The following is a 23,829-nucleotide window of genomic DNA, read 5'->3' as shown; positions in this document are numbered from 1 at the left end:
ATCAATAGTAGAAATGACATTTCGTTCCAAAGCTTTTGAAATAGCTCAGGGTCGCGTAGCGCCCGTCCTAAGCCCTCCCACAGAAAAAGTAGCAGACCTGTACGCAAGTAATACCTTCAGTGATGATGTAATGCGGACGCTGCTTTCCCCGGAGGCATATACCAAAATATCAAATGCGATCAGATCAGGATCTACTATTGACAGAGAAGTAGCAGACGAAGTCGCTGCAGCAATGAAATCATGGGCAATTTCCAAAGGCGCAACCCACTACACGCACTGGTTTCAACCTTTAACAGGTACTACTGCAGAAAAACACGATTCATTCTTTGACCTCACTATTGACGGAAAAGCCGTTGAAAAATTCAAGGGCAGTGCCCTGGTACAACAAGAGCCAGATGCTTCTTCTTTCCCAAGCGGAGGTTTGCGAGCCACTTTTGAAGCGAGAGGTTATACTGGCTGGGATCCCAGCTCACCTGCATTTTTGATGGATAATGGCGCAGGCGGAAAAACACTTTGTATACCTTCTGTTTTCATTTCCTATACAGGCGAAGCGCTCGATTACAAAGCGCCGCTTCTTCGTTCACTGGTAATCCTGGACAAGGCTGCGACTTCTGTTTGTCAGTTATTTAACCGTGACGTAGATAAAGTAACACCAACACTAGGTATAGAACAGGAATACTTTCTGGTAGATAAAGCCTTGTACTATGCACGTCCTGATCTACTTATGGCTGGTCGTACCGTTTTCGGACATAGCCCTGCGCGCGGACAACAATTGGATGATCATTATTTCGGTTCTATATCTCCAAGAGTAAACGCTTTTATGGTGGACTTTGAGTTTGAAGCACTTAAGCTGGGAATTCCAGTAAGAACGCGCCATAACGAGGTTGCTCCGGGTCAGTTTGAATGTGCACCTACTTTTGAAGAAGTAAACCTTGCCATTGACCACAACGCGTTGCTCATGGATTTGATGCAGAAAATTGGTGACAAGCATAATTTCCAGGTTCTGTTCCATGAGAAGCCGTTTGCAGGTATCAATGGTAGCGGAAAGCATAACAACTGGTCGCTGTCTACCGATACGGGAATTAATCTTCTTGCACCAACTACGAAACCTAAAGAGAACCTTAGGTTCCTAACCTTCCTTCTGAATGTTGTGAAAGCCGTGCATGACCATGCGGATCTGTTGCGTGCTTCGATTTCTTCAGCCGGTAATGAACATAGATTAGGGGCTAACGAAGCACCTCCTTCCATCGTATCGGTGTTTCTTGGAGGTGAACTTACAAGTATGTTAGAAGAGCTGGTGAGCAAAGGAGAGATCACACTTGAAAAAGGGGAGAACTTCTATTATAAGTTGGGTATCACACGGATACCGAATTTGCAGAGAGATAATACCGACCGTAACCGTACTTCACCTTTCTGTTTCACCGGGAATAAATTTGAATACCGTGCTGTAGGAAGCGCACAAAACAGCGCTTCTCCAATGATTGTATTGAATACGATCGTAGCCAACCAGCTTCTGGAATTTAAAAAGGAAATGGACGAAAGGCTGGCATCCGGAGAGGAAAAGAAGGTAGCCACAGTAGAAATCTTGAAACGCTATTTCACCGAAACGAAGAAAATCCTTTTTGAAGGAAACGGATATTCTGAGGAGTGGGTGAAAGAGGCTGCTGAACGCGGACTGAGCAACATTCGTGAAACATATGATGCGTTGTTTGCCTATGTTACCGATGGAACAATCAAAGCTTTTGAAAAAACCGGGGTACTCACTAGCCGCGAGCTGCATGCCCGTTATGAAATTGAACTTGAAAATTATGTAAAGAAATTGCAGATTGAGTCGCGGGTTATTGGTGACCTTGCATTAAATCACATTGTCTCTACGGTAGTAAAATATCAGTTCAAACTAGCACAAACTGCCCGTTCGCTGACGGATCTGGATATGCTTGAAGAGGCAGAGCCTATCAAAGAAATCATCAAGGACATTTCATCACATGTGGTTGTGATTAAACGACTTGTTCACGAAATGACTGAAGCAAGAAAGAAAGCAAATAATGTGGATGACTTGTTTGAAAAAGCTAAATTGTATGGCTCAGAAGTAAAAGGGTATTTTGAAGAAATACGTTATCATGTAGATAAGCTGGAATTATTGATAGATGATGAAGACTGGCCTTTGGCAAAATACCGCGAAATGCTATTTTTGGAATAAATTTTAACAATGCTCAAAACTTATAATTTAAAATTATGAATCCGGGATTTGATCCAGAAGAAATTGCTCAGCTTAAGGCAGAATGTAAAGCTGAACGATTGAACTTTGTTTACGTAGCTGATGAATTTGAAGAGGAGGAAGAAGAGAACAACGAGCATGCACATGTGCAGTTTGTGGGTTATTACAAAGAGAAGGAAGTAGTTTACGACGCATTGATATACACTTTGAGACTACACCATTCGACACTTGTATACGATGCAGCTCTGGAGAGACTGCAGAAGGAAATGCCTGATTATATTTCTCCAGACGAAAGACCCGAGAATTATAAAGAAGATCCAGAACAGGATGAAGAAGCAGAAATTCTTCTGACCGAATTCATTGAAGAGATTGAGGAAAATGAAGAGATCAAAGTCAAGGAACATGTAATCACTGACGACAAGTTCGAGTACGGAATTGGCCTTGAAGTTGGCTTGAATAAATCGGAGATTAACGAGAAGACTATCAACGATTTTATCATACGCTTTAATGCAGGTCGTATTCAGCTGGATACTACATTATATTCCTTTACCGCTGAGGATGAGGAATAAACACCCTTTTGGTTAAACAAAAAAACCACCGTAAAGGTGGTTTTTTTGTGTCTTCGGCAGAAAACTTTAATTCTATATCTTGATTACAAAGCTGACTTAACAGTTTTGATAATACGTGCTGCCACTTTGTAAGGATCAGCAGCCGAGTTTGGACGACGATCTTCAAGGTATCCGCTCCATCCTTTTTGAGGAACAAGAACAGGAATACGAATTGAAGCACCGCGGTCAGAAACACCGTAGCTGAAATCGTGGATGCTTGCAGTTTCGTGCTTACCAGTCAAACGAAGGTGGTTATCAGCACCATAAACGTCGATGTGTTCTTTAACAACAGGACGGAAAGATTCGCAAACTTTATCGAATACTTCTTTGCTACCTGCAGTTCTCAAAGCTGTGTTTGAGAAGTTAGCGTGCATACCGCTACCATTCCAATCCAAATCGCCAAGAGGCTTGCAATGCCAGTTGATAGAAACACCATATTTCTCACCGATGCGCTCCAACAGGTAACGTCCCAGCCAGATTTGGTCACCAGCTTCCTGAGCACCTTTTGCAAAGATCTGGAATTCCCACTGACCAGCAGCAACCTCTGCATTGATACCTTCTACATTAAGACCAGCATCAAGGCAAGCATCAAGATGCTCTTCAATGATTTCACGTCCGAATGCATTTTTAGCACCTACTGAGCAATAGTATGGTCCTTGTGGTGCAGGATATCCGTTTGCAGGGAAACCAAGAGGCTTGTTCGTTTCGTCATCCCAAAGGAAATATTCCTGCTCAAAACCAAACCAGAAATCGTTATCGTCATCTTCAATCGTAGCACGACCGTTTGTTACGTGAGGAGTTCCGTCTGCGTTCAAAACTTCGCACATTACCAAATAGGCATCTCTGCGCTGTGGATCCGGAATAATGTAAACTGGTTTAAGAAGACAGTCAGACGAACCGCCAAGAGCTTGCTCTGTTGATGAACCATCAAATGACCAGTTGCTGCAATCTTCAAGTTTGCCGCTAAAATTGTCTTCAATTTTGGTTTTGCTACGTAAACCTTGGGTCGGCTTGTGGCCATCCAACCAAATATATTCCAGCTTGGATTTTGACATAATAATACTAGATAAGGTGGTGACGAATAATTATAACGACACAATATTAATGCAAAAATGTAATTGCAAGAAATAAAAACTAATAAAATTTAATCAAATACAGAATTTTATTGTGTTAGTTGTAGTATTGTCAGCAAAAACTGCACTATTTTAATAATTTTAATGAGGTTTGTTTATTTTATTAACAAATACTGTTTTTTGTAAAACTGATCAAAACAGGCTTAAAAAAAAGCTGTTTGCTTCTTTGATCGTCGTAAAATCCTATAAACAGGTTTAACTTTAAATTACAGCAATCTTGGAATTGTTACTTTTTGAGATCGTTATTACTTATAAATATTTATACTTTTGAAAAACAGGGAATTCCAATATTAACATTGAGAGGTAATATGCACTTATTTTATAAAACTGAACATAAATCCAACGAACTGGACGAAGAAGAAGCGAGACATTGCACAAAAGTATTGCGTCTTATGAGTGGTGATATCATATATATAACAGATGGTCAGGGACTTCTTCAAAAATGTCAGCTGGATGTGCAGGGAAAGAAGATCAAATACAATATATTAGAATCTGAATTGATTCCCCGCCGCGGTTATGCTGTAAATATGGCCATTGCTCCCACCAAAAAAGCAGAACGAAATGAATGGATGGTAGAGAAGATGACCGAAATGGGAGTAGACCGGATTGATTTCATTGTTACCACCAATACTATAAAGGAATCACTGAATCGGGTTGTAAATCTGGGAAGACTGCAAAAAATCGCTGTGGCGGCTATGAAACAGTCTCAGCAGTTCTATCTTCCGGAGATTACATTAAACCAAAACTTTAATACCTTTATTGAAAACAGGACAGAAAAAACCAGATTGATCGCTTATGTTCCCGACAATCAACTTTCTGAACATGTGATACAACTAGCCAATAAAGGAGGAGAAACCTTGTTGTTAATAGGACCAGAAGGGGATTTTACTCCTGAAGAAGTTAAAATAGTACTTAATAAGGGATTTATAACAACTTCTCTGGGCGCAACCAGACTAAGAACAGAAACCGCCGCCGTCGCTGGTTGTCATGCAATAAACCTGGCCAATTTATAGAAACAGTAATTTGACACAGACATGATGAGAATAAAAAATTACCTGCTGTCTCTTCTTCTCATATTGACAGTTTTGATGCCGCAGATGGGAGAAGCACAGTCTTCGCTAAAGCTGGCAAAGCTTAAATATGGCGGGGGAGGCGACTGGTACGCCAATAAAACCTCATTACCCAATCTGATTAAATTCTGTAATACGGAGCTAAGGATGAATCTCAATCCTAACGAGGACGTCGTAGAAGCGGGTAGTCCTGATATTTTCGGATATCCTTTTGTCCATATGACCGGCCATGGAAATGTAGTTTTCACTGATGCTGAAGCTAAAAATTTGCGCAGTTATCTGTTGTCCGGTGGTTTTCTGCATATTGATGACAATTACGGCCTGGATCCCTTCATCCGCAGGGAAATGAAAAAGGTATTCCCTGAGCTATCCTTTATCGAACTACCATATGACCATGAGGTTTATAAAGTGAAATATCAGTTCGCTGATGGTCTGCCGAAAGTTCATGAGCATGATGGCAAAAGCCCACAAGGATTCGGTTTGATCTGGGAAGGCCGGCTGATCTGTTATTATTCCTACGAAACGGATCTCGGTAATGGCTGGGAAGATCAAAGTGTGTATAACAACCCTGAAGAAACGCGAAGGAAAGCTTTGCAAATGGGAGCAAACCTGGTAAGTTATGCCTTTATGATTCTCTGAAATAGCTGATGAAAGTCATCCGTTTAACAAGCTAAAATAGAATCAATATAAATAATTTTTCAAATTTCGTTTTAACTTGTATGGGATTCTGCGTCGTTCGCGCTATTTTTGTAAATACTTATGTTATAATCAAACAGTTTCCATGTACATAGTCATTGCCGTATTTGTAATACACTGGTATTTATCACTTTTCTGCCAAACCTTTTTCCTTCACAGATATTCAGCTCATAAGATGTTTATTATGAGCAAACCATGGGAGCGATTCTTTTACCTGCTCACCTATATTTCTCAGGGATCTTCTTATCTGAGTCCAAGAGCATACGCAATTCTTCACCGTATGCACCACGCTTTCAGTGACACTGAGAAAGATCCTCATTCGCCTCACCACACAAAAAATGTGTTCACAATGATGTGGGAAACAAAAGATATTTATAATGCAGTATTGAATCGTAAGAGAGCGATCGAATCTCGTTTCGAACGTAATTATCCTGAATGGGGCCTTGTTGAGAAGCTGGGAGATTCATGGTTTTCGCGCGCTGGATGGGCAATTCTTTATACCGCTTTTTATATTCTGGCTTATGTATATCTTGATATGCACTGGGCATTTTTCTTCCTTTTGCCAATACATTTCCTGATGGGACCTATTCACGGTGCCATTGTCAACTGGAGCGGTCACAAATATGGTTATCAGAATTTCGATAACGAGGACAAATCGAAGAACTCATTGATTTTTGATTTCCTTATGATGGGAGAGTTGTTCCAGAACAACCACCACAAAAGACCAAACAGCATCAACTTCGGCTCGAAATGGTGGGAAGTAGACCCGACATATCCTGTGATCAAACTTCTGAACAAAATGAAGATTATAGAAATCAGAAAGAAGCACTAATCTAATAGCAGCAGATATTTTTGAAGGAGACGGCGAACAATTTGTTTGCCGTTTTTTTTGGCCCATATCGTAGTGCCTGGCAAAATACAAAACTATGTAACTGCCTCTCTCTCTCTACTTTGTCAGACCACCATATAAAAACTTTGGCAGGCGTGAGAAACACCTGCCAAGTTTGCTTATTAACACCACAAAAAATGAAATCTAGTTCAATTTCTTTTCTCTGTGAGACATTGTCTCTATGAGAACAATACAAATAAATATAACAATACTTAAAAGCGAGTTAATAAAAACTTAGAATTTGCTTAACGCATGAAAAAATATTTCAGCGGTTAAATAGTGAAGTTAATAAGGAAGGTGGTACCCTTCGGCAGATTAGATTGAATCACAATGGTACCGTTATGAAGGCGAACAATACGTTCTACGAGAGAGAGCCCGATTCCGTAGCCTTTGATGTTGGCAGTATTTTCGCTTCGGTAGAAAGGTTGGAAGACAAGTCCCTGATCTTTTTCCGGAATTCCTTTTCCCTGATCGGAAAACTTCAGATGAATATTTTCGGCATTACATTTAAGTGCTACAGAAACGCTCAGATCTTCCGAGAACTTGCATGCATTATCCATCAGATTAAGGAATGCCGTTTTGAGAAGTGTAGGATTGCCGGCTATTTCAAGCCATGTATCATCTTCCGGAAGGTCATCAAAGTCGATCAGGATGTTGTAAGAGGGATTGGATTGAATGAGCATCTGACGTGAATCCAGAAGTAAATCATCCACACGTACGGTTTCCGTCAGCAGGTCGTTCTGGTCTTCACTGACTTTCGCTAATTCAAGTAATGTATTGGAAAGTTGTGCTAGTTCCTGAATATCCTCCAATACAGACCGTATGGTAAGCTGGTATTCCAATTGACTTCTTTCTTTCAGCGTACTCACTTCCAATTGGGAGCGTATTTTGGTAAGCGGGTTCTTTAATTCATGCGAAACATTGGCCACAAAAATTTTCTGCATCTGAAATGCGGCTTCAATCCGATCCAGCAGATTGTTGAATGTAGTGATAAGCCTACCTATTTCATCTTTTTGGTTAGCGACATCCAGACGTGTATGCAGATTCTGCGGTAGAATTCCCTCCACTGCATTCATGACTCTTGATATAGGCCGGAGGGCTCTTTTGGCAAAAATCCACCCGGCAAACGTTACTATAATCGTTGCGATCAAGAATGATGCCACAAGAAGTTGAAGCAGGTTGATCAGGTTTACTTCTCCTACCTTATCCTGTGCACCCATCAATACGACGGCACGTGTGAACGGAAATTTGGTATAAAGACCGACTACTTTGGAATCTCCGTCGGTATAGCGAATTTCCCCAGCCTTGCGTACTTCATCCAACCAATACTTTGAAACATGGATATTCTTATGTCCTGGAGCCGAGTTGGTGTAGATGAGCCGGTTTTGTTCGTCGAAAATAAGTATGATCTGATTGTATATCCGGTCAGCGTTGGATCCTTCCAGCGCACGAATTATATCCGGACTTACCACGGGGCCATCCAGTAAGGCGGCCGTGGAATTAGCCTTTGATCTCAAACGATCATAGAAATCTTCCGTAAGGTTTTCATACGAGAAGTAATAAATAGCAAGGAAGCTCACCAGGAGAATACTACTCACCAGCAGTGAAAACTGAACAGTAAGCCTGGTCCTTATTTGCATTAATCTTCTACTTTAAGCACATACCCCATACCGAACTGAGTATGAATGAGTTTGACCGGATAATCTTTATCCAGTTTTTTGCGCAGATAGTTCACATACACCTCGATGATATTAGTACCAGTATCGAAACCAATATCCCAAACCTGTTCTGCGATTTCCACCTTAGAAACAACGCGTCCCTGATTCCGTATGAGGTAAACAAGCAGATTAAATTCACGCGCTGTGAGATTGATCTTATTTCCCGCGCGATGAACTGTTTTCGCATCCAGAGAAACTTCAACATCGGCAAATTTCAAAGTCTGCGCCGTATGCAAAATGCCGGCGCCACGTTTGGTAAGCGCACGCACGCGAGCAAGCAATTCCTTAAACTCAAATGGTTTTACAAGATAATCATCAGCTCCGGCATCCAGGCCTGTTACTTTATCATCCGTCGTCCCCAATGCCGTAAGCATCAGGATAGGGGTAGCGTCGCCCGAATTACGAATCTCACGACAAAGCTCTATTCCGTTGATTCCGGGGATAATTATATCACTGATAATTAATTGATAGGTGTTATTTTTTGCCAGCTGCTTACCAATCAATCCATCGTACGCAATGTCAACTTCGTAGCCGTCTTCCTCCAGTCCCTGTCTCAGCGACTGTACAGTTTTGGGTTCATCTTCAATTAATAATAGCTTCATACGATTGGTAAAAATAGCTCCGAAACTTCTTTCCAGTTATTCACTCTTCTGAATCCTTCTTCCTTTCTGTTATGCAACGCACTGAAAAGAATACCTTCACCCTTAAAAGCATAAAGATTACGCGGATGATCGTCTATCAGGTAATCCGAATGTATAATACTCTTATAGCCGCAGAAAACGATGTTTGTCCACGGAATAAACCTGAAGTGCCTGCCCAGCCAGTCAAACTTATCCTTAAACGAATTGGGAAACTCCATACAGGCTGTTGCAATATACAACTCATAAAAGCGGGACAACGCCGCTACTGTTTCGATCGCTCCCTCTTTTACTTCTATATCGGCAAAAAAGCCGGGCATATTCATAATCTTATTGAGCTTTCCTAACTGTTTTGGATGTAAAAGCTCTCTCAAAGGTGCCGCTTTAAGGTCTTGCTCCGTAAAATTGGTTGTGAAATCGTTCAGTACCACACTGACCAACTTTTCGTGCGTGTTGGCCAGCACGTCGTCCATATCCAGTGTGAGTCTAAGCATTTAAATCAACTTTCTGTGCGTATCAAAACCTTCAAGATAATCGTTCACACGTTTCAGAAACAAACCACCCAGTGAACCGTCTACAACCCTATGGTCGTAGGAATGAGATATAAACATCAGGCTTCTTATACCGAGCAAATCTCCCTGAGGTGTTTCAATCACAGCCGGCTTTTTCTTGATCGCCCCAAATGCCATAATTCCTACTTGTGGTTGCACAATAATAGGCGTCCCCATCAGATTGGCAAAAGCCCCAATGTTAGAAACAGTGTAAGTGCCTCCTGAAACATCATCTGCTTTAAGCTTATTCTCTCTTGCTTTTTTTGCAAGTTCATTAACCTTTCTCGCTAGTCCGGCCAAATCATACTGATCGGCATGGTGAATCACAGGGACGATCAGGTTACCGTCTGGCAAAGCCACGGCCATACCGATATTGATGTCTTTTTTCTTTACAATTTTATCGCCTTCTACGGATATGTTAATCAAGGGATAATCCCTGATCGCTTTTACAACCGCCTCAATCAGTATAGGTGTGAATGTAATGCTATCTCCCGACCTTTTGCGGTAATCATTTTTTACATCCTCACGCCATTTTACGATGGGGGTCATATCCGTTTCGATAAATGAAGTAACGTGTGCAGATATTTTTCTCGACTCGGTCATACGCTGAGAAATCATCTTGCGCATGCGATCCATTTCTACAATCTCATTTTCTCCACTTACTGAAACTGTTTTTATCGGAGCTGCAACGACATTACCCCGATTTTCCAGATAGCCAAGAATGTCATTTTTGGTTATTCTTCCCTCTACGCCTGTACCTTTAACCCCGGCAAGTTCATCCGATGAAATACCTTCTTCACGGGCTATACTAAGCACAAGCGGCGAATAGAATGTATTCCCTTCACCTACACTAGAAAGTACCGGCGCATTTCTGGTTTCCAGGGCATTGTCAAAATCCTTTTCCAGCGATGCTGCAACAGATTCTTCTGTTGGCTGTTCAGCATCCGCAGTCTTGGATACAGGCTCATCTGCCTTTCCTGGCTCTCCGGACGTTTCAATAAGTGCTACAGGACTACCAATGGGCACCACATCATCCTCTTTCACGAGCCATTGCTTCAAAACTCCGTCAATAGGGCATGGCACTTCCGTATCTACTTTATCAGTAGCAACTTCGAGTATGGAATCGTCCGCAGACACCTTATCACCTTCCTTTTTCAGGCGGTGTAGTACTGTACATTCCATGATACTCTCGCCCATTGGGGGCATCAGCATTTCAATTACTTTCATAAAATATGATCTGACCAAACGGACATAATCTTTGTCAGTTGGTGTAGTTAGTTTCGCAAATAAGAGATTTTAACTGAAATTTCCCTCGATATTTGTCTAAACAACCAATTGTCGTTAAATCTGCCCTGATTTTATTATAGCCTTTCTGAGCAAATTCAACGCATAGGTTGAGGTCATTTCTATATTGATACTCCTGATATTAGCAAGTTTCAATAGCTGAGTTACTGTCTCTGTCGGAGTGGCACATGCAATCCAGACCGTTCCAACCGGTTTTTCCGCGCTTCCACCATCAGGACCCGCAATGCCTGTTGTGGCAATGGCATAGGTTGTTCCCAAAGCTCGTCTGGCGCCTTCTGCCATTTCCTTTACAGTTTGTTCGCTCACTGCCCCATGCTCCGCTAATGTATCACCTGAAACGCCAAGGAGATTCATTTTCAACTCATTACTGTAGCTTACTACTGCTCCCTGAAAATAGGCAGAGGATCCCGGCAAACTTGTCAATCTGTGTGATACAAATCCACCTGTACAGCTTTCCGCAGTACCTACTGTAGCCTGCTGACTGATTAACAACGCAGCAATTACTGATTCCAGTTCATCCTGATCGTAACCAAAAATATACTCGTCGATAATGGGCCTTACCAAGTCTACCTGTTCAAGTAGTTGCGTGTTTAATACATCGGCATTGTCGCCGGTACCTGTCAACCGTAGTTTAACCTGTCCGAAATGAGGAAGATAGGCAAGCCTGATATGGTCTGGCAAGGCACTTTCCCAGGCAGCAATTTTCTCCGCCAGAAAAGATTCCCCGATACCAATTGTCCTTACAGACTTGTGTTGAATAACGTTAAGAACAAACCGCTGTTTGAGTCTGGGAAGTATCTCAAACTCCATCAGGCTCTTCATTTCATAAGGCACTCCGGGCAGTGAAACATAAACCACACCATCTTTCTCAAACCACATGCCAGGCGCTGTACCCCATTGGTTCGGGACATAAGTGCAATTATCCGGCAGAGCCGCCTGCTGAATATTCAGCTCGGTCATGGCACGACCTCTTTTCGCAAAAAATGCGGTAATAAGAGTTAATGCATCTTCATTGATTTTCAATGTACTTCCGAAATATTCGCAGAAGGCATATTTGGTAACATCGTCCTTGGTAGGTCCAAGTCCGCCCGTTACAATGACCACCTCAGCACGCTTGCCTGCGTCTGTAAACGCGGCAATAATATCCTTTTTATCGTCACCAACAGATGTCTTCCTAACTGTTCTGATTCCTATACCTGTAAGCTCAGAACCAATCCATTGTGTATTAGTATCTATAATTTGTCCGAAAAGTATTTCATCTCCGATTGTTAAGATCTCAGCCCTTATAATGGGATTCATAGAACAGAAACAGGTTGAAATTAGGCGTATATTTTCCCAAAAATAAGTAAAATTAATCGTTATTGATTACGTTTGAAAAGTGGATAGATATTAACAAACTTAAACAGGAATGATGCAAAAATGGATAATTCCCGCCATGTTACTGGTTTTCACAAGCTGCGCGTCGCAGGCTCAGTTCAAAACTAAACTTGGCAAAGTATTAGAAAAAGTACAATCGTCATCGGGTGTGCTAAGTGAAGGAGACATTGCCGCAGGCCTCAAAGAAGCTTTGAATCTGGGAGTAAGTAACGGATCTGCATCCGCCTCAAAGGTCGATGGTTTCTTTAAAAATGAACTCATTAAATTAGCCATTCCTCCCGAAGCTCAGAAAGTAGCAGAAACGCTCAGAAAAATGGGTCTTGGGAGTGAGGTCGATAAATTTACGCTATCCTTGAACCGGGCTGCTGAAGACGCAGCAAAAAAATCGAAACCCATATTTGTGAAGGCTGTCACCTCGATGACGATCACAGATGCTGTCAGTATTTTGAAAGGGCAGGACGATGCGGCTACCGTTTATCTCAAAAAGACAACCAATGACGAGTTGTTTAAAACTTTCTTCCCCGTTGTTGACAGTACTTTAAAAATTAACAAGGCAACACAATATTATTCCGATCTGGTGAATGTCTACAATCAGATTCCTTTGGTGAAGAAAGTGAATCCTAACCTGAAGGAATATGCTACTCAAAAAACCATTGATGGTTTGTACATTCTGATTGCTCAGGAGGAAAAGAAAATCAGAGAAGATCCTATGGCAAGGGTAAGTGATTTGCTCAAAAAGGTATTTAGTCAGGCCGGAAAATAGCCTCAATGAATGTCTGATGAACGTTTATTGCTTACTTTTGTGAAATTTTAAAATTCATATGAAAAATTCACAGATAAATTTCACCATAGAACTTGACGCACAGAGCATTCCTGAAAAGATTCACTGGGATGCTACTGACAATCCAAATGAAGGCATTAATGACACCCGCGCGATAGCTATTGCGGTTTGGGATCATTACCACAGAGGAACATTAAAAATCGACCTTTGGACCAAAGACATGGAAGTCTTTGAAATGAAAAGGTTCTATATCGAAATCATGAGTGGTATTGCAGACACTTTGCTTTCTGCTACGAATGACAGAGCAATGGGAGAAGCGATCGAAGGGCTTTGCGAAACGCTTAGCAAGAAGCTCGACGAGGAGATGAAGGCTGCTGCCAAATAAGACAAAACCCGGAACGCTAAATTCCGGGTTTCTTTTTTCTATTTCTTTAACTCTTCGAGCTCTTGCTTTTGTGCTTTGGTCAGAGACTTGACAACAAGGTCGTAAGAATCTTTCACCCACTCGAATAGCGAATCGCCGGGAATGCTGCCATTGATATACACAGTATTCCAATGTTTTTTGTTCATATGGAACCCCGGTCTTACATCGGGATATCTGGCGCGTAAATCTTCTGCCTTTTCAGGATCACATTTCACGTTCATTGTAAAATGCCCGCCGTCAAGTGGTGTCAGCAAAAATACTTTGCCCATTACCTTAAATACCAGCGTATCCGGACCAAACGGTAATTCCTCCGTAACACCGGGTAAAGTAAGACAGTAATCTCTGAGTGATTCCGGATTCATCTTGTAAAAGCCCTGATAATCATCACGATCAGACAGAAAAGAAACATCACTATTGAAATTCTGTTGATGCCGTGCATAACCCTCAGGTTAAACGAATTCGGAGCATTAGGATCAGGCTTCTTGAAAACCCTTATAAAGTAGCTGAATACGTCGCCCAACTGAAAATACTTTTTCATATTCTTTGTCTTTTAAAATCATTAATTCAAAACTTCCACCTCCGCAGGGTCTATCCACCTGCCATCTTCACGTATCAGTTCAATCAGCTCTTCAACGGCTTTAGACGAATGCACAGACCGCTTGATTACCTCCTGGCCACGGTACAACGCTATTTTATCCTTGCCCATACCCACATAGCCGTAGTCAGCATCAGCCATTTCGCCGGGACCATTCACAATACAGCCCATGATACCAATTTTAATACCTTTAAGGTGTTCTGTGTGTTTTCTGATCATTGCAGTGGTTTCCTGCAAATCAAATAACGTTCGGCCACAGGAAGGGCAGGAGATGTACTCCGTTTTTGACATACGGGTACGGGCCGCCTGGAGAATTCCGAAAGCCACGCTGTTGAATGTTGCAGCATATTTTAGCTTCTGTTCTTCACTTGATTCGAAAATGGGCGAAACAAGCACGCCATCACCGAATCCATCTACCAACAATCCACCTATATCTGTCGCCGCATAGAGTGTCAGTTCATCAGTCGAATAAGCCTGATAATTACGTTGAATCACCACGGGTATTTTGTAACCTTCCTCAGTCAGTCGGTAAAAGAACCTTCTCATTTCAGCCATAGCATGAGCGTTATCAGACGATAAAACCAACACAACGTTCCCCGCATCTTTTACGGAGCTGAGGAATGCTGAACTAAACTGATGTATATCTCCCTTTACAAAGTTCAGTTGGGCGGCATGTGTCAAAGTTTGATTCTCCTGCCAATCCGCTACTGAAAACAGGGGAAAACGATTAATCTTATCTTCCTGCTTATCCCAAACCTCCGCATCCAATATTTCTTTTAATCCATTGGGAAGCATAAATGGAATAGCTTTCTTACCGGAATAGAAAAAGTCTGCCCCCTGATCATTCATTGCCCATTTGTCAGGGACGGGCAGGAAGAAATGGCCGATACTTTTAAGATCGTCGTATTCTTTTACATCTATGTTGGAATAGTCCGCAATAACTCTTGGCACATTCAGGTGTCCCAGATTGTATACCTCGCTTGTATCTCTTCGGGAATACTGAAACGGATTAATCGGGCATTTTTCTAGCGGTTCAATATAAGCATGGGGACTCCTTTTGGTGTAACGGTCTATAAGCGCCCTGGCAACCGGAGCTTCCTTTTCCGGAGCTTCCGTTAATGAAACGCGCACAGTATCCCCTAATCCATCCTCCAACAATGTTCCGATGCCCACTGCTGATTTGATACGTCCGTCTTCTGCCTCGCCGGCTTCGGTAACACCCAGGTGCAGGGGATAAGGCTTTAATCCTTCCTGATCCAGACGCTGAACGAGCAAACGATACGCTTCCACCATCACCTGCGTATTGCTGGATTTCATGGATAAAGCAATATTATAGTAGTTCAGCTCTTCACAAATCCGGAGGAATTCAAGTGCAGATTCGACCATTCCCAGCGGTGTATCGCCGTAACGGCTCAGAATTCTATCTGAAAGCGAGCCATGGTTCGTTCCGATTCGCATCGCAGTTCCGTATTCCTTACAAATCTTAATTAAAGGAATAAACTTTTCACGAATACGTTCCAGCTCTGCAGCATAGGATGCATCCGTATAATCAATCACTTCAAAACGCTTCCGGTCGGCATAGTTGCCGGGATTAATCCTGACCTTCTCCACAATTCTGGCAGCCAGTTCCGCAGCATTAGGGGTGAAATGTATATCGGCTATAATAGGAACAGTTATGCCCACCTTACGCAATCCATTACGAATGTTTTCAAGATTTTGTGCTTCCTTCACACTCGGAGCCGTGATACGTACGTATTCGCAGCCTGAATCTACCATGCGTATCACTTCATCGATAGAACCTTGTGTATCCATGGTATCAACGGTGGTCATTGACTGCACCCTGATGGGGTAGTCCGATCCCATGGCAACATCACCAATGTTGATTGTGATGCTTTTCCGCCTTTTGTATTCCGTCAGTGACGGACAGTATAAATCTAGCTTTTCAGGAGCTGTAATTAATGTCATCTGCAGTGTTTATTCAATATTACTGTTGGGATTCTGACAAAGCCATCAACCGCCGTACAAAGTTGACAAATCTAAAACATAATACGAATTACAATGGTGCATTTCTTCTGTTTAATATTGATTTGAGTTTTAAAACACGACTTTCGCAATAACTGAGAAGCCTGAATGATTTTGTAAAAACATAAAAAAGCCTGAAATCCCACATGAATTTCAGGCTTTTTTGAGAGATAATGGAATTACCAGTTTCTTTTTTTATGACCTATTAGTCCGAAATAAAGAATAAACAGATACAATGGCAACATCAGCCAGTAGGCGTTCTGGGTGCTGCCTATGGAATCGGCAATACCTCCATAAACCAAAGGCATGATAGCTCCTCCCGAGATACCCATGATCAACAACGCTGAACCTATTTTTGTGAATTTACCCAAACCACTCAGAGCCAATGGCCAAAGTGCCGGCCAGATTACCGCATTCGCAAATCCAAGCACAGCGATGCATAATACTGATGTGAAACCTGTCGAGAAAATAGCTACCACAGTTACAACAACTCCGAGAATCGCAGAAAACATCAGATAAGCCTGCTGAGACACATATTTAGGGATCAGAATAATACCCAATACATAACCAAACATCATTCCTCCCAGCGTGTAAGTCCCGAATAACCTGGCTTCTTCTTCCGCGAACCCTAGCGAGACTCCGTAGTTGATGATGGTATCTCCTGCAATCACTTCAACACCTACATAGCAGAACAAGGCAAGTACTCCAAGTACAAGATTTGGAAATTGAAAAACACTTGTTTTCTCAACCACTACCGAGGCAGTCGCGGCAGGCGCTTCCTCTTCCTCGCTTACTTCAACCAATCCTTTTGAAAGGCGAATCAATAATGCCAGTCCAACCAAAACACCTGTCAAAACCAGATAGGGAACAACCACTTTATCCAGCTCATCTTTGGGATCTACACTACTGGCACCGGCAAGTAGCAAACTTCCTACAACCACCTGGCTGATAATGCCGGCAGTTTTGTTGGCAATTCCCATGATACTAATCCTTTGAGCTGCACTCTCGCGTGGGCCAAGTATGGTTACGTACGGATTGGATGCCGTTTGCAGAACCGTCAACCCTATGCCTATGGTAAACAGCCCGACTAAAAAGAGATTGTAGCTCGCCATTTCAGCAGCCGGGATAAAGATGAGCGTTCCTGCAGCCATCACAAGCAAACCTAACGACATCCCGTTTTTAAATCCGGTTTTTTTCAATACCATAGAAGAGGGTATTGCCATGAGTGTGTAGGAAATGAAGAAAGCAAAAGTTACCAGATAAGAACTCGTATTGTCAAGACTGAAAGCCTTTTTAAAGAAGGTAATGAGCGTTCCGTTTACCCACGTTACAAATCCCATTACAAAGAATAAAACACCGATAATAATAAGCGGAACCAAATAATTATTGTTCTTATTGCTCATTGACGCAGCAGTTAAAGGGTTATAGGTTTAAATGTTAGAAGAATTCAACGAACGCAATATACGCGAAATTCAAACATTTTTAATTTTTTTTATTAACTACCCAAAGATTTCGAACAAGGCTCTGTTTGGATAATTTTGGGTCGTTTTGAACATTTTTTATTTCTTTGACGTTGATACCGTGCAAGTAACTCCAAAGAGCATCCATCAGCGCTCGGCGGCTTTAAGTGTGTTGGACACATACTTTGTAACGACATTTAAGGCATTACTCATTTTAGTTGGAATAAATATGGCTCATAAAGCGGCGGTGTTCCGGAAGGAGCATTTTAATGCGGCGCATCGTCTTCATAACCCCACCTGGTCGGATGAGAAGAATGAAGCTGTATTTGGCAAGTGCAACAATCCTCACTTTCATGGTCACAACTATGAGCTGATCGTACAGGTAACAGGAGAAATTAATCCCGATACCGGCTATGTGGTTGATATGAAGGTGTTGAGCTCTCTCATCAAAGAGTTTGTACTGGATCGTTTCGATCATCGCAATCTGAATCTGGATGTTGAGGAGTTTTTCGAACTAAATCCCTCAGCTGAGAATATTGCAGTGGTTATTTACAATATCTTACGAAATAAAATTGATCAGGCGCTTGACCTGAAAATCAGACTATATGAAACAGAACGGAACTTTGTCGAATATCCCGTCAATTGATATGCTGGAAGCTGAGGAAGTGGGGGATAACCACCTGCTGACTTCCATAGAAACGCCTATGCGTCCTGATGCATTTGCGCTGGATGATGATACCAAAATCGAACTGATCGAAAAACATTTCCGCCACATCATGGAGATAATGGGGTTGGACCTAACAGATGATAGTCTGAAAGGTACTCCCAAAAGAGTGGCTAAAATGTATATCAAGGAGGTTTTCAGCGGACTGGATCCTAAAAATAAGCCTGCTGTAGCACTGTTTGAAAACAGATACAAGTACGACCAGATGCTGGTTGAAAAGGATATCACTGTTTTTTCAAATTGTGAGCACCACTTCGTACCCATTTATGGAAAGGCCCACGTTGCCTATATTTCAAGTGGCAAGGTGATCGGACTCTCCAAGCTAAACCGTATCGTGGAATATTACAGCAAAAGGCCACAGGTGCAGGAACGACTTACAGTTCAGATTGCCAACGAACTGAAAGAGGCTTTAAATACAGAAGACATTGCCGTTGTGATTGATGCCCGACATATGTGCGTACAATCACGCGGAGTAAGAGATTCCGGAAGTTCAACCGTCACTGCTTACTACGGCGGAAAATTTGAAGAAGAAACTACGAAGAAGGAGTTCCTTAGTTATTTGACTCTGGGGAGTTAACAGAGGAATTAAAAATGAAAAGTTAAGAATTAAGAGTTGCTTAATAAAAGAAAATGAGTCTGAAAGATCGAAGGGATCAATCAGACTCATTTTCTTTTACTCTTCATTTATAATTCTTAACTCTTCATTTTAGGTTAAACCGTCGGCCCAACTCTTTCTAACAGCGCTTTCGTTGCTTTGATACCGTCGTACTCAGAAAGTTTGCTTCCTTCGTACTCAATACCTGCAATACCACGGAATCCGCTTGTTTTTACAATTTTCAGGATTTTAGCATAATCTGTTTCGATGCAATTTCCTTTTTCATCAAAATCGTATGTTTTAGCACTTACACCTTTGGCAAAAGGCATCAACTCCTGAGTGCCCTGGTATCTGTCGTAAGACTCAGCACATCCTCCGTCCTTTCTGGTGATACAGAAGTTTCCAAAGTCTGGCAGGGTACCTACGTTTTTAAGATTTACCTGCTTCATCACTCCCGACAGCCATTGTCCGTTTGATGAAGAACCGCCATGATTTTCTACGATTACGTTTATTTTTGTTTTAGCTGCAAACTCACCCAACTTACCAAGACCTTCGATTGCCGCTTTCGCTACATCTTCGTTACTACCTCGACCAAAGGCATTCACACGTATGGTTTTACATCCGAGGTATTTTGCAGCTTCTACCCACTTATAATGGTTTTCTACAGCTTTATTACGGGCAGCCGCATCGGTATCTCCCAAGCCACCTTCTCCGTCAATCATGATCAAATGGTTAGATACACCATTATCTTTTGCCCTTTTAAGAAGTTCCGCCAGGTAGGTTTTGTCCTCAGCTTTGTCTTTGAAAAACTGGTTTACATATTCCACAATACTGATTCCAAACTCCTTTTTAGCCAGTTCCGGAAAATCAAGATTCGTTATTTTTTTGGCAAACAATTCCTTATGCAACGACCATTCAGCAAGAGAAATGTCGAACCATAATTTTTGGGGAGCAGCTGCTGCAAGTAAGTCAGTGATGGCAGTAGCTGCCAAAGCGGTAGCACCAGCTTTTTTCAGGAAATCCCTTCTAGAGAAATTCGTCATGGGTTAATAATTTAGAAATAATTGATACTCTTTTGAGTCGATTCTTGTGACGGCGTGAAGTTTCTCATTTTTTACCAATTTTGCAGCATTTCGTTCAAGATCTTTTGCTAAATCGTATATATAGCACAACAATCCACCATAAATACACGCGCAGTCAGAATAATCAATTATGACTATTCCTTATAGGTAGTTTTTTTTAACTACAACGCCATGGAATAAATCGCCTGCTCCGGCAAAAGATAGGGGTTAAGAGACGTTCCTAACGGTTATTTTTGGTTTCTTTGCAGTCTCCCGGGTAAGAGGAGATTGAGAAAACGGATGTTATGAATACAGAAAATAACTGGAAAACACTGACTACTAACACAGTATATGAAAACGCATGGCTGGAACTAAGTCATCGCGAAGTGATTACACCAGGCGGGTCAAATGGAATATATGGTCTGGTAAAATTCAAAAACCAGGCGATTGGAATACTTCCTATTGATAATGAAAACAATATATATCTGGTAGGCCAGTTTCGATATGCCATTGATGAATACTCCTGGGAAATACCGGAAGGAGGTGGAAAGCTTGATGGAGATCCTCTTGATGCAGCCAAACGGGAATTAAAAGAAGAAACCGGGCTCACTGCCGGTAAGTGGACCAAGCTTGCAAGAATACATACATCCAACTCTGCTACAAATGAGGAAGGATTTCTCTTTATAGCCGAAGATTTGGTGCAGGAAGATGCTGAACCAGAAGATACCGAAGTGTTGCAGGTTAAAAAAGTACCTCTTTCGGAGGCGGTAGAGATGGCTATGCGCTCAGAAATTACTGACTCCCTTTCAGTTTGTGCCATTTTAATGGCCGCCAGGCACAGAGGAATATAATTATGTTAGAAGCTTTATTGTATGGTATGGTCACGGGCGTCGCACTTTGCCTGACTTTCGGAACCGTCTTTTTTTCATTGGTTCAAAACAGCGTCGATAACGGTTTCAGAACGGGTGTAAAAATTGCATTCGGCGTTTTTATCAGCGATGTTATCTTCGTTTTCTGTGCCATTTTCGGAACTACATTCCTGCCGGATGTTTCCAATTTTAAGCAATGGATCGCAGGTGCCGGAATTATCTTTCTGCTTGTTCTAGGAATTAACAACTTTGTGAACGGGCAGCCTAATATTGCCTATCCGAAAACCAGGTTTGGTAATCTTCTTTATTATTTCACCACTGGCTTTCTGCTGAACGCACTCAACCCCGTCAATTTTATCACCTGGGTAACAATAGCCACGTATATCAGATCAAATCTGCATTTTCATATGGGACAGGTGGTGGCATTCTTTACTGCCAGTGTGATTGCCATATTTATTGTTGAATGCGCTATAGCTTTTTACGCCAACAAACTTAAGAGGCTATTTACCCCCAAAGTCGTTCTTATATTCAACAGGGTGACAGGCGCAGTGTTTATACTGATCGCCTGCCAGATTGCCTATCGAACGTTCTTTTAAGCAACCTAAAATAGTTGTTCCCCAAGCACAATCTTATCCCCTGAATCATCAATTCCGAAGATTTTGGGGATACGGATAAATTTCCCGTTGACACTTTTATGACTGTGCATAACTAGCAATAATTTTCCGTCCAGCGAACGGAACATCATTCCGTGTCCATGATTTGGAGGTGTAAAGGGAACCTTTTCCTGAATCCAGGGTCCATCCAGCGTCCCGCTTTTAGAGTAAGCCATGCCTTGGGTATATACATCATAAATCCAGCTTGTCCAGAGTATTCCCAATTTTCCTGTCTGCGTTTTGAATAGCCAGGGACCGTCGGTAACCTTGTTGGGAATATCCTTGTCATTTTTATCTTTTTCTTTGCTCCAGGGCGAATCACTGGCGAGAAACATTAGTTTCGGTTCTCCTTTTGTCCCGGAAAAATCGGGCAGGAGCTCTATCTTTTCAACTGTTCCGTCACCATTTTGCAGCCATTCGTGACAATATACCATGTAAGGTTTTCCATCCGTATCAGTCCATAAGGTAGCATCAAGTGTCAGCTTATTGGCTGGCAGATAGGTGGGTTGCTTCATCGGAACATAAGGGCCTTCGGGTTTATCGCTCACCAACACATGACAGGCTCTGCGTTCAAGATCTCCTTCCGCTTTAAGTTGCTTGTTGGTGAACGTAGCGAAGTAGTAATATTTACCCTTATACTCATGAATTTCGGCAGCCCAGATCATCGGTTTCGGGCCCATCCACGATTTTGGATCTGTTTGAGCGATGGATGACGGTCCGCTCCAGGTTTTCAGATCTTTACTTTTCCAGAGCATGCCTCCCGTTCCGGTCATGTAATAGGTGGCCGTCTTCTTATCAGTCAGAATAAAGGGATCGCTCAAACGAATGGAATCAATCGGGACGTTTGTCCGATAGGGCGGCGGTGTATTCTGAGCTCGGACTGCGCTCAGAAAAAAGAAAGACAGAACACCAAGTACAAAATGCTTTTTCATAAACAGAGTTAAGGGATTCATTAAAAAATAACATCTGCCATAAAACTAATCATGGCAGATATAAATAACCAATTGTTTATTTTGAACCTTAATGCTCTACTCCCGGCTTGTTCACAACTCCTTTCTTCTTACGGAATGCTGCAAACTGCATAGGGCTTCGCTGTGGACGAGCGTCACCAAGTAATACACCCCATTGCTTGAACATGTCGGTCCGATCGAAAATAACCTTCAATACTGCGATAATGGGCATAGAAAGGAACATACCCGATACGCCAGCCACGTTACCGCCAATAATCACTCCAAGAATCGCAAACAACGCATTGATTTTCACTTTTGAACCAACAATGCGCGGCATCAGTATGTTATTGTCGAGGAATTGCACGCCTGCAATCACCGCCAACACCGTAACGACGGGCCATAATTCGGTAGAGGAAGTGATCGTAATAAGTACACCGATAATGTTTCCCAGCAGTGCACCCACGTAAGGAATCAGATTCAGAAATGCGAAAATTACACCAATAAGTAGCGCATGTTTGATGCCAATGATCAGTAACGTACCTCCAAGTAGAACCGTCATGTAGGTAACCTGAATCAACAAACCGACAAGGTAACTTTTAATGATCACTTCCGACTCGTAAATAGCTTCTTTCACTTTGTCGTGGTGATCGGGCTGAAACCACATAAATATGAAGCGAAGTATGATGTCCTTGTAGAAAAGCATCAGGTAGATGTAGATCGGCAAGAGTCCTACAAAAACGAACAAGGAACTAAGCGTCACAGCAGCCCCACTTGCTCTCTTGCCGGCAAAACCGACCAGCTCATTGGTATTTTTATTAATAAAGTCGACCTGTTCCTTAGTAGAATAGTGGCTGATGGAAGAAACCCAGTCACTGAGAGCCATCAGGTGCGAATTTATATTGTTCTTGATCTGTGGAAAATCAGCTACGAGTAGGCTCACCTGGGATGAGAAAAACCAAACGATCCCAGCCAATATAATAGCCAAAAGTAAAATGGGCAGAACAATGGCCAGTACCTCCGGGAACTTGTGTTTTTTTAAGAAACGGAATACGGGCAGTAAAACGATGCTGATAAAAAAAGCCATGATAATTGGCATAATGATGTCATTTCCAATTACAAGTAAGGAGCCCAGCAGTACAAGTCCTAGCAGCTCAATAGAACGGCGGACGGTTAGCGGTAGATCTTTCATAGGTCAAAAATGTAAAAGTTGATATGGTTCAGATTGCTGTGGTATGAGTTGTACAAAAGTTAAAATGATGATACTTCATCTCACTGTAAGTCTATATACGCATATATCGTGCCAGCATCTGAAGCGTAGGAACGAAAGATATTTTGAAAAAAATATCAGTGTAATTATTTGCCGGCGGACTGCTCATTAACAATTACTTAATGTATCTGTTTGCCTGCAAAATATAGGAAAAAGTGTGTTGCGTATTCAAAAACCTTGATTGGAGTGTTGCAGGCGTTTAAATTTATTTTACTTTTGCATCAA

General features: G+C 42.0%; 24 protein-coding genes. 11 read left to right on the top strand and 13 right to left on the bottom strand.

All coding sequences use genetic code 11. The features are described from left to right. Window positions 1-13: 13 nt before the first annotated feature. Window positions 14-2,200, top strand: a complete 2,187-nt coding sequence (locus tag DSL64_RS17040) for a glutamine synthetase III family protein (protein ID WP_115832124.1) — start codon at window positions 14-16, stop codon at window positions 2,198-2,200. A 35-nt stretch (window positions 2,201-2,235) separates the two neighbouring features. Then, on the top strand, window positions 2,236-2,787 hold the full coding sequence (locus DSL64_RS17035) for a hypothetical protein (protein ID WP_115832123.1): 552 nt from the start codon (window positions 2,236-2,238) through the stop codon (window positions 2,785-2,787). An 83-nt stretch (window positions 2,788-2,870) separates the two neighbouring features. Here DSL64_RS17035 and DSL64_RS17030 read toward each other — a convergent pair whose 3' ends face one another. Continuing rightward, the gene (locus tag DSL64_RS17030; RefSeq protein WP_115832122.1) at window positions 2,871-3,881 is read right to left on the bottom strand and encodes a glutamine synthetase beta-grasp domain-containing protein; all 1,011 of its coding nucleotides are present in this window, start codon (window positions 3,879-3,881) and stop codon (window positions 2,871-2,873) included. A 386-nt stretch (window positions 3,882-4,267) separates the two neighbouring features. Here DSL64_RS17030 and DSL64_RS17025 point away from each other — a divergent pair, with 386 nt between their 5' ends. The 3 genes from DSL64_RS17025 (at window position 4,268) to DSL64_RS17015 (ending at window position 6,557) form a co-directional block, all read left to right on the top strand. Continuing rightward, entirely contained in the window at window positions 4,268-4,972 is a 705-nt protein-coding gene (locus tag DSL64_RS17025; protein WP_115832121.1) for an RsmE family RNA methyltransferase, read from the top strand. A 21-nt stretch (window positions 4,973-4,993) separates the two neighbouring features. After that, a complete protein-coding gene (locus DSL64_RS17020) occupies window positions 4,994-5,668 on the top strand; it encodes a DUF4159 domain-containing protein (protein WP_199539416.1) in 675 nt (224 codons plus the stop codon). Window positions 5,669-5,810: 142 nt separating this feature from the next. Next, window positions 5,811-6,557 carry an acyl-CoA desaturase gene (locus tag DSL64_RS17015; RefSeq protein ID WP_115832120.1) on the top strand — a complete coding sequence of 249 codons (747 nt, stop codon included), beginning with the start codon at window positions 5,811-5,813 and terminating at the stop codon, window positions 6,555-6,557. A gap of 329 nt (window positions 6,558-6,886) precedes the next feature. Here DSL64_RS17015 and DSL64_RS17010 read toward each other — a convergent pair whose 3' ends face one another. The 5 genes from DSL64_RS17010 to DSL64_RS16990 form a co-directional block, all read right to left on the bottom strand. After that, window positions 6,887-8,254 carry a sensor histidine kinase gene (locus tag DSL64_RS17010; RefSeq protein ID WP_115832119.1) on the bottom strand — a complete coding sequence of 456 codons (1,368 nt, stop codon included), beginning with the start codon at window positions 8,252-8,254 and terminating at the stop codon, window positions 6,887-6,889. Next, window positions 8,254-8,934 carry a response regulator transcription factor gene (locus DSL64_RS17005; RefSeq protein ID WP_115832118.1) on the bottom strand — a complete coding sequence of 227 codons (681 nt, stop codon included), beginning with the start codon at window positions 8,932-8,934 and terminating at the stop codon, window positions 8,254-8,256. The genes DSL64_RS17010 and DSL64_RS17005 overlap by 1 nt, the downstream gene beginning before the upstream one ends. Beyond that, window positions 8,931-9,464, bottom strand: coding sequence for a 5' nucleotidase, NT5C type (locus DSL64_RS17000; RefSeq protein ID WP_229217119.1), 534 nt, complete (start codon window positions 9,462-9,464; stop codon window positions 8,931-8,933). Before DSL64_RS17000 ends, DSL64_RS17005 begins: the two co-directional genes overlap by 4 nt. Next, window positions 9,465-10,748: a dihydrolipoamide acetyltransferase family protein gene (locus DSL64_RS16995; protein ID WP_115832117.1), complete on the bottom strand. Its 1,284-nt coding sequence runs from the start codon at window positions 10,746-10,748 to the stop codon at window positions 9,465-9,467. A 114-nt stretch (window positions 10,749-10,862) separates the two neighbouring features. Then, window positions 10,863-12,125 carry a competence/damage-inducible protein A gene (locus DSL64_RS16990; RefSeq protein ID WP_115832116.1) on the bottom strand — a complete coding sequence of 421 codons (1,263 nt, stop codon included), beginning with the start codon at window positions 12,123-12,125 and terminating at the stop codon, window positions 10,863-10,865. Between the two features lie 109 nt (window positions 12,126-12,234). Here DSL64_RS16990 and DSL64_RS16985 point away from each other — a divergent pair, with 109 nt between their 5' ends. Further along, window positions 12,235-12,966: a DUF4197 domain-containing protein gene (locus DSL64_RS16985; RefSeq protein WP_115832115.1), complete on the top strand. Its 732-nt coding sequence runs from the start codon at window positions 12,235-12,237 to the stop codon at window positions 12,964-12,966. 58 nt (window positions 12,967-13,024) lie between these two features. Further along, entirely contained in the window at window positions 13,025-13,369 is a 345-nt protein-coding gene (gene gldC, locus DSL64_RS16980; RefSeq protein WP_115832114.1) for a gliding motility protein GldC, read from the top strand. A 38-nt stretch (window positions 13,370-13,407) separates the two neighbouring features. Here gldC and DSL64_RS16975 read toward each other — a convergent pair whose 3' ends face one another. The 4 genes from DSL64_RS16975 to DSL64_RS16960 form a co-directional block, all read right to left on the bottom strand. Next, window positions 13,408-13,770 (bottom strand): MmcQ/YjbR family DNA-binding protein, encoded by a 363-nt coding sequence (locus DSL64_RS16975; protein WP_115832113.1) that lies wholly within the window; start codon window positions 13,768-13,770, stop codon window positions 13,408-13,410. Then, entirely contained in the window at window positions 13,767-13,946 is a 180-nt protein-coding gene (locus DSL64_RS16970; protein ID WP_115832112.1) for a DUF6728 family protein, read from the bottom strand. The genes DSL64_RS16975 and DSL64_RS16970 overlap by 4 nt, the downstream gene beginning before the upstream one ends. A gap of 21 nt (window positions 13,947-13,967) precedes the next feature. Then, on the bottom strand, window positions 13,968-15,968 hold the full coding sequence (ispG, locus tag DSL64_RS16965; protein WP_115832111.1) for a (E)-4-hydroxy-3-methylbut-2-enyl-diphosphate synthase: 2,001 nt from the start codon (window positions 15,966-15,968) through the stop codon (window positions 13,968-13,970). A 236-nt stretch (window positions 15,969-16,204) separates the two neighbouring features. Next, window positions 16,205-17,428, bottom strand: coding sequence for a sugar MFS transporter (locus DSL64_RS16960; RefSeq protein ID WP_115832110.1), 1,224 nt, complete (start codon window positions 17,426-17,428; stop codon window positions 16,205-16,207). 286 nt (window positions 17,429-17,714) lie between these two features. On the opposite strand from DSL64_RS16960, the gene DSL64_RS16955 reads away from it, so the two are divergent. Both DSL64_RS16955 and folE read left to right on the top strand, forming a co-directional pair. After that, the gene (locus DSL64_RS16955) at window positions 17,715-18,131 is read left to right on the top strand and encodes a 6-pyruvoyl trahydropterin synthase family protein (RefSeq protein WP_115832109.1); all 417 of its coding nucleotides are present in this window, start codon (window positions 17,715-17,717) and stop codon (window positions 18,129-18,131) included. Then, a complete protein-coding gene (folE, locus tag DSL64_RS16950; RefSeq protein ID WP_115832108.1) occupies window positions 18,091-18,786 on the top strand; it encodes a GTP cyclohydrolase I FolE in 696 nt (231 codons plus the stop codon). Before DSL64_RS16955 ends, folE begins: the two co-directional genes overlap by 41 nt. A gap of 134 nt (window positions 18,787-18,920) precedes the next feature. Here folE and DSL64_RS16945 read toward each other — a convergent pair whose 3' ends face one another. Continuing rightward, window positions 18,921-19,847, bottom strand: coding sequence for a sugar phosphate isomerase/epimerase family protein (locus DSL64_RS16945; RefSeq protein ID WP_115832107.1), 927 nt, complete (start codon window positions 19,845-19,847; stop codon window positions 18,921-18,923). 323 nt (window positions 19,848-20,170) lie between these two features. Between DSL64_RS16945 and DSL64_RS16940 the strand changes: the two genes are divergently transcribed. Beyond that, window positions 20,171-20,716: an NUDIX domain-containing protein gene (locus DSL64_RS16940; protein WP_115832106.1), complete on the top strand. Its 546-nt coding sequence runs from the start codon at window positions 20,171-20,173 to the stop codon at window positions 20,714-20,716. A 2-nt stretch (window positions 20,717-20,718) separates the two neighbouring features. After that, on the top strand, window positions 20,719-21,330 hold the full coding sequence (locus DSL64_RS16935; protein WP_115832105.1) for a LysE family translocator: 612 nt from the start codon (window positions 20,719-20,721) through the stop codon (window positions 21,328-21,330). A 5-nt stretch (window positions 21,331-21,335) separates the two neighbouring features. Here DSL64_RS16935 and DSL64_RS16930 read toward each other — a convergent pair whose 3' ends face one another. Both DSL64_RS16930 and DSL64_RS16925 read right to left on the bottom strand, forming a co-directional pair. Further along, entirely contained in the window at window positions 21,336-22,319 is a 984-nt protein-coding gene (locus tag DSL64_RS16930; protein WP_115832104.1) for a glycoside hydrolase family 43 protein, read from the bottom strand. A gap of 88 nt (window positions 22,320-22,407) precedes the next feature. Next, entirely contained in the window at window positions 22,408-23,526 is a 1,119-nt protein-coding gene (locus DSL64_RS16925; protein WP_115832103.1) for an AI-2E family transporter, read from the bottom strand. Window positions 23,527-23,829 lie beyond the last annotated feature (303 nt).

It is taken from the genome of Dyadobacter luteus (genome assembly GCF_003383615.1).
In the GTDB taxonomy this organism is placed as follows: Bacteria; Bacteroidota; Bacteroidia; order Cytophagales; family Spirosomataceae; genus Dyadobacter; species Dyadobacter luteus.
This window is presented reverse-complemented; position numbering and strand designations above follow the sequence as displayed.

Bases quoted from the DNA above. Each gene is read 5' to 3' on its own strand.
- DSL64_RS16940 (WP_115832106.1), top strand. From the start codon at position 20,171: ATGAATACAGAAAATAACTGGAAAACACTGACTACTAACACAGTATAT.
- DSL64_RS16945 (WP_115832107.1), bottom strand. From the start codon at position 19,847: ATGACGAATTTCTCTAGAAGGGATTTCCTGAAAAAAGCTGGTGCTACC.
- DSL64_RS16935 (WP_115832105.1), top strand. From the start codon at position 20,719: ATGTTAGAAGCTTTATTGTATGGTATGGTCACGGGCGTCGCACTTTGC.
- DSL64_RS17005 (WP_115832118.1), bottom strand. From the start codon at position 8,934: ATGAAGCTATTATTAATTGAAGATGAACCCAAAACTGTACAGTCGCTG.
- gldC (WP_115832114.1), top strand. From the start codon at position 13,025: ATGAAAAATTCACAGATAAATTTCACCATAGAACTTGACGCACAGAGC.
- DSL64_RS16975 (WP_115832113.1), bottom strand. From the start codon at position 13,770: ATGAATCCGGAATCACTCAGAGATTACTGTCTTACTTTACCCGGTGTT.
- DSL64_RS16960 (WP_115832110.1), bottom strand. From the start codon at position 17,428: ATGAGCAATAAGAACAATAATTATTTGGTTCCGCTTATTATTATCGGT.
- DSL64_RS16970 (WP_115832112.1), bottom strand. From the start codon at position 13,946: ATGAAAAAGTATTTTCAGTTGGGCGACGTATTCAGCTACTTTATAAGG.
- folE (WP_115832108.1), top strand. From the start codon at position 18,091: ATGAAACAGAACGGAACTTTGTCGAATATCCCGTCAATTGATATGCTG.
- ispG (WP_115832111.1), bottom strand. From the start codon at position 15,968: ATGACATTAATTACAGCTCCTGAAAAGCTAGATTTATACTGTCCGTCA.
- DSL64_RS16955 (WP_115832109.1), top strand. From the start codon at position 17,715: ATGGCTCATAAAGCGGCGGTGTTCCGGAAGGAGCATTTTAATGCGGCG.
- DSL64_RS17000 (WP_229217119.1), bottom strand. From the start codon at position 9,464: ATGCTTAGACTCACACTGGATATGGACGACGTGCTGGCCAACACGCAC.
- DSL64_RS16990 (WP_115832116.1), bottom strand. From the start codon at position 12,125: ATGAATCCCATTATAAGGGCTGAGATCTTAACAATCGGAGATGAAATA.
- DSL64_RS17010 (WP_115832119.1), bottom strand. From the start codon at position 8,254: ATGCAAATAAGGACCAGGCTTACTGTTCAGTTTTCACTGCTGGTGAGT.
- DSL64_RS17025 (WP_115832121.1), top strand. From the start codon at position 4,268: ATGCACTTATTTTATAAAACTGAACATAAATCCAACGAACTGGACGAA.
- DSL64_RS16995 (WP_115832117.1), bottom strand. From the start codon at position 10,748: ATGAAAGTAATTGAAATGCTGATGCCCCCAATGGGCGAGAGTATCATG.
- DSL64_RS17030 (WP_115832122.1), bottom strand. From the start codon at position 3,881: ATGTCAAAATCCAAGCTGGAATATATTTGGTTGGATGGCCACAAGCCG.
- DSL64_RS16925 (WP_115832103.1), bottom strand. From the start codon at position 23,526: ATGAAAGATCTACCGCTAACCGTCCGCCGTTCTATTGAGCTGCTAGGA.
- DSL64_RS17015 (WP_115832120.1), top strand. From the start codon at position 5,811: ATGTACATAGTCATTGCCGTATTTGTAATACACTGGTATTTATCACTT.
- DSL64_RS16930 (WP_115832104.1), bottom strand. From the start codon at position 22,319: ATGAAAAAGCATTTTGTACTTGGTGTTCTGTCTTTCTTTTTTCTGAGC.
- DSL64_RS17040 (WP_115832124.1), top strand. From the start codon at position 14: ATGACATTTCGTTCCAAAGCTTTTGAAATAGCTCAGGGTCGCGTAGCG.
- DSL64_RS16985 (WP_115832115.1), top strand. From the start codon at position 12,235: ATGATGCAAAAATGGATAATTCCCGCCATGTTACTGGTTTTCACAAGC.
- DSL64_RS17035 (WP_115832123.1), top strand. From the start codon at position 2,236: ATGAATCCGGGATTTGATCCAGAAGAAATTGCTCAGCTTAAGGCAGAA.
- DSL64_RS17020 (WP_199539416.1), top strand. From the start codon at position 4,994: ATGATGAGAATAAAAAATTACCTGCTGTCTCTTCTTCTCATATTGACA.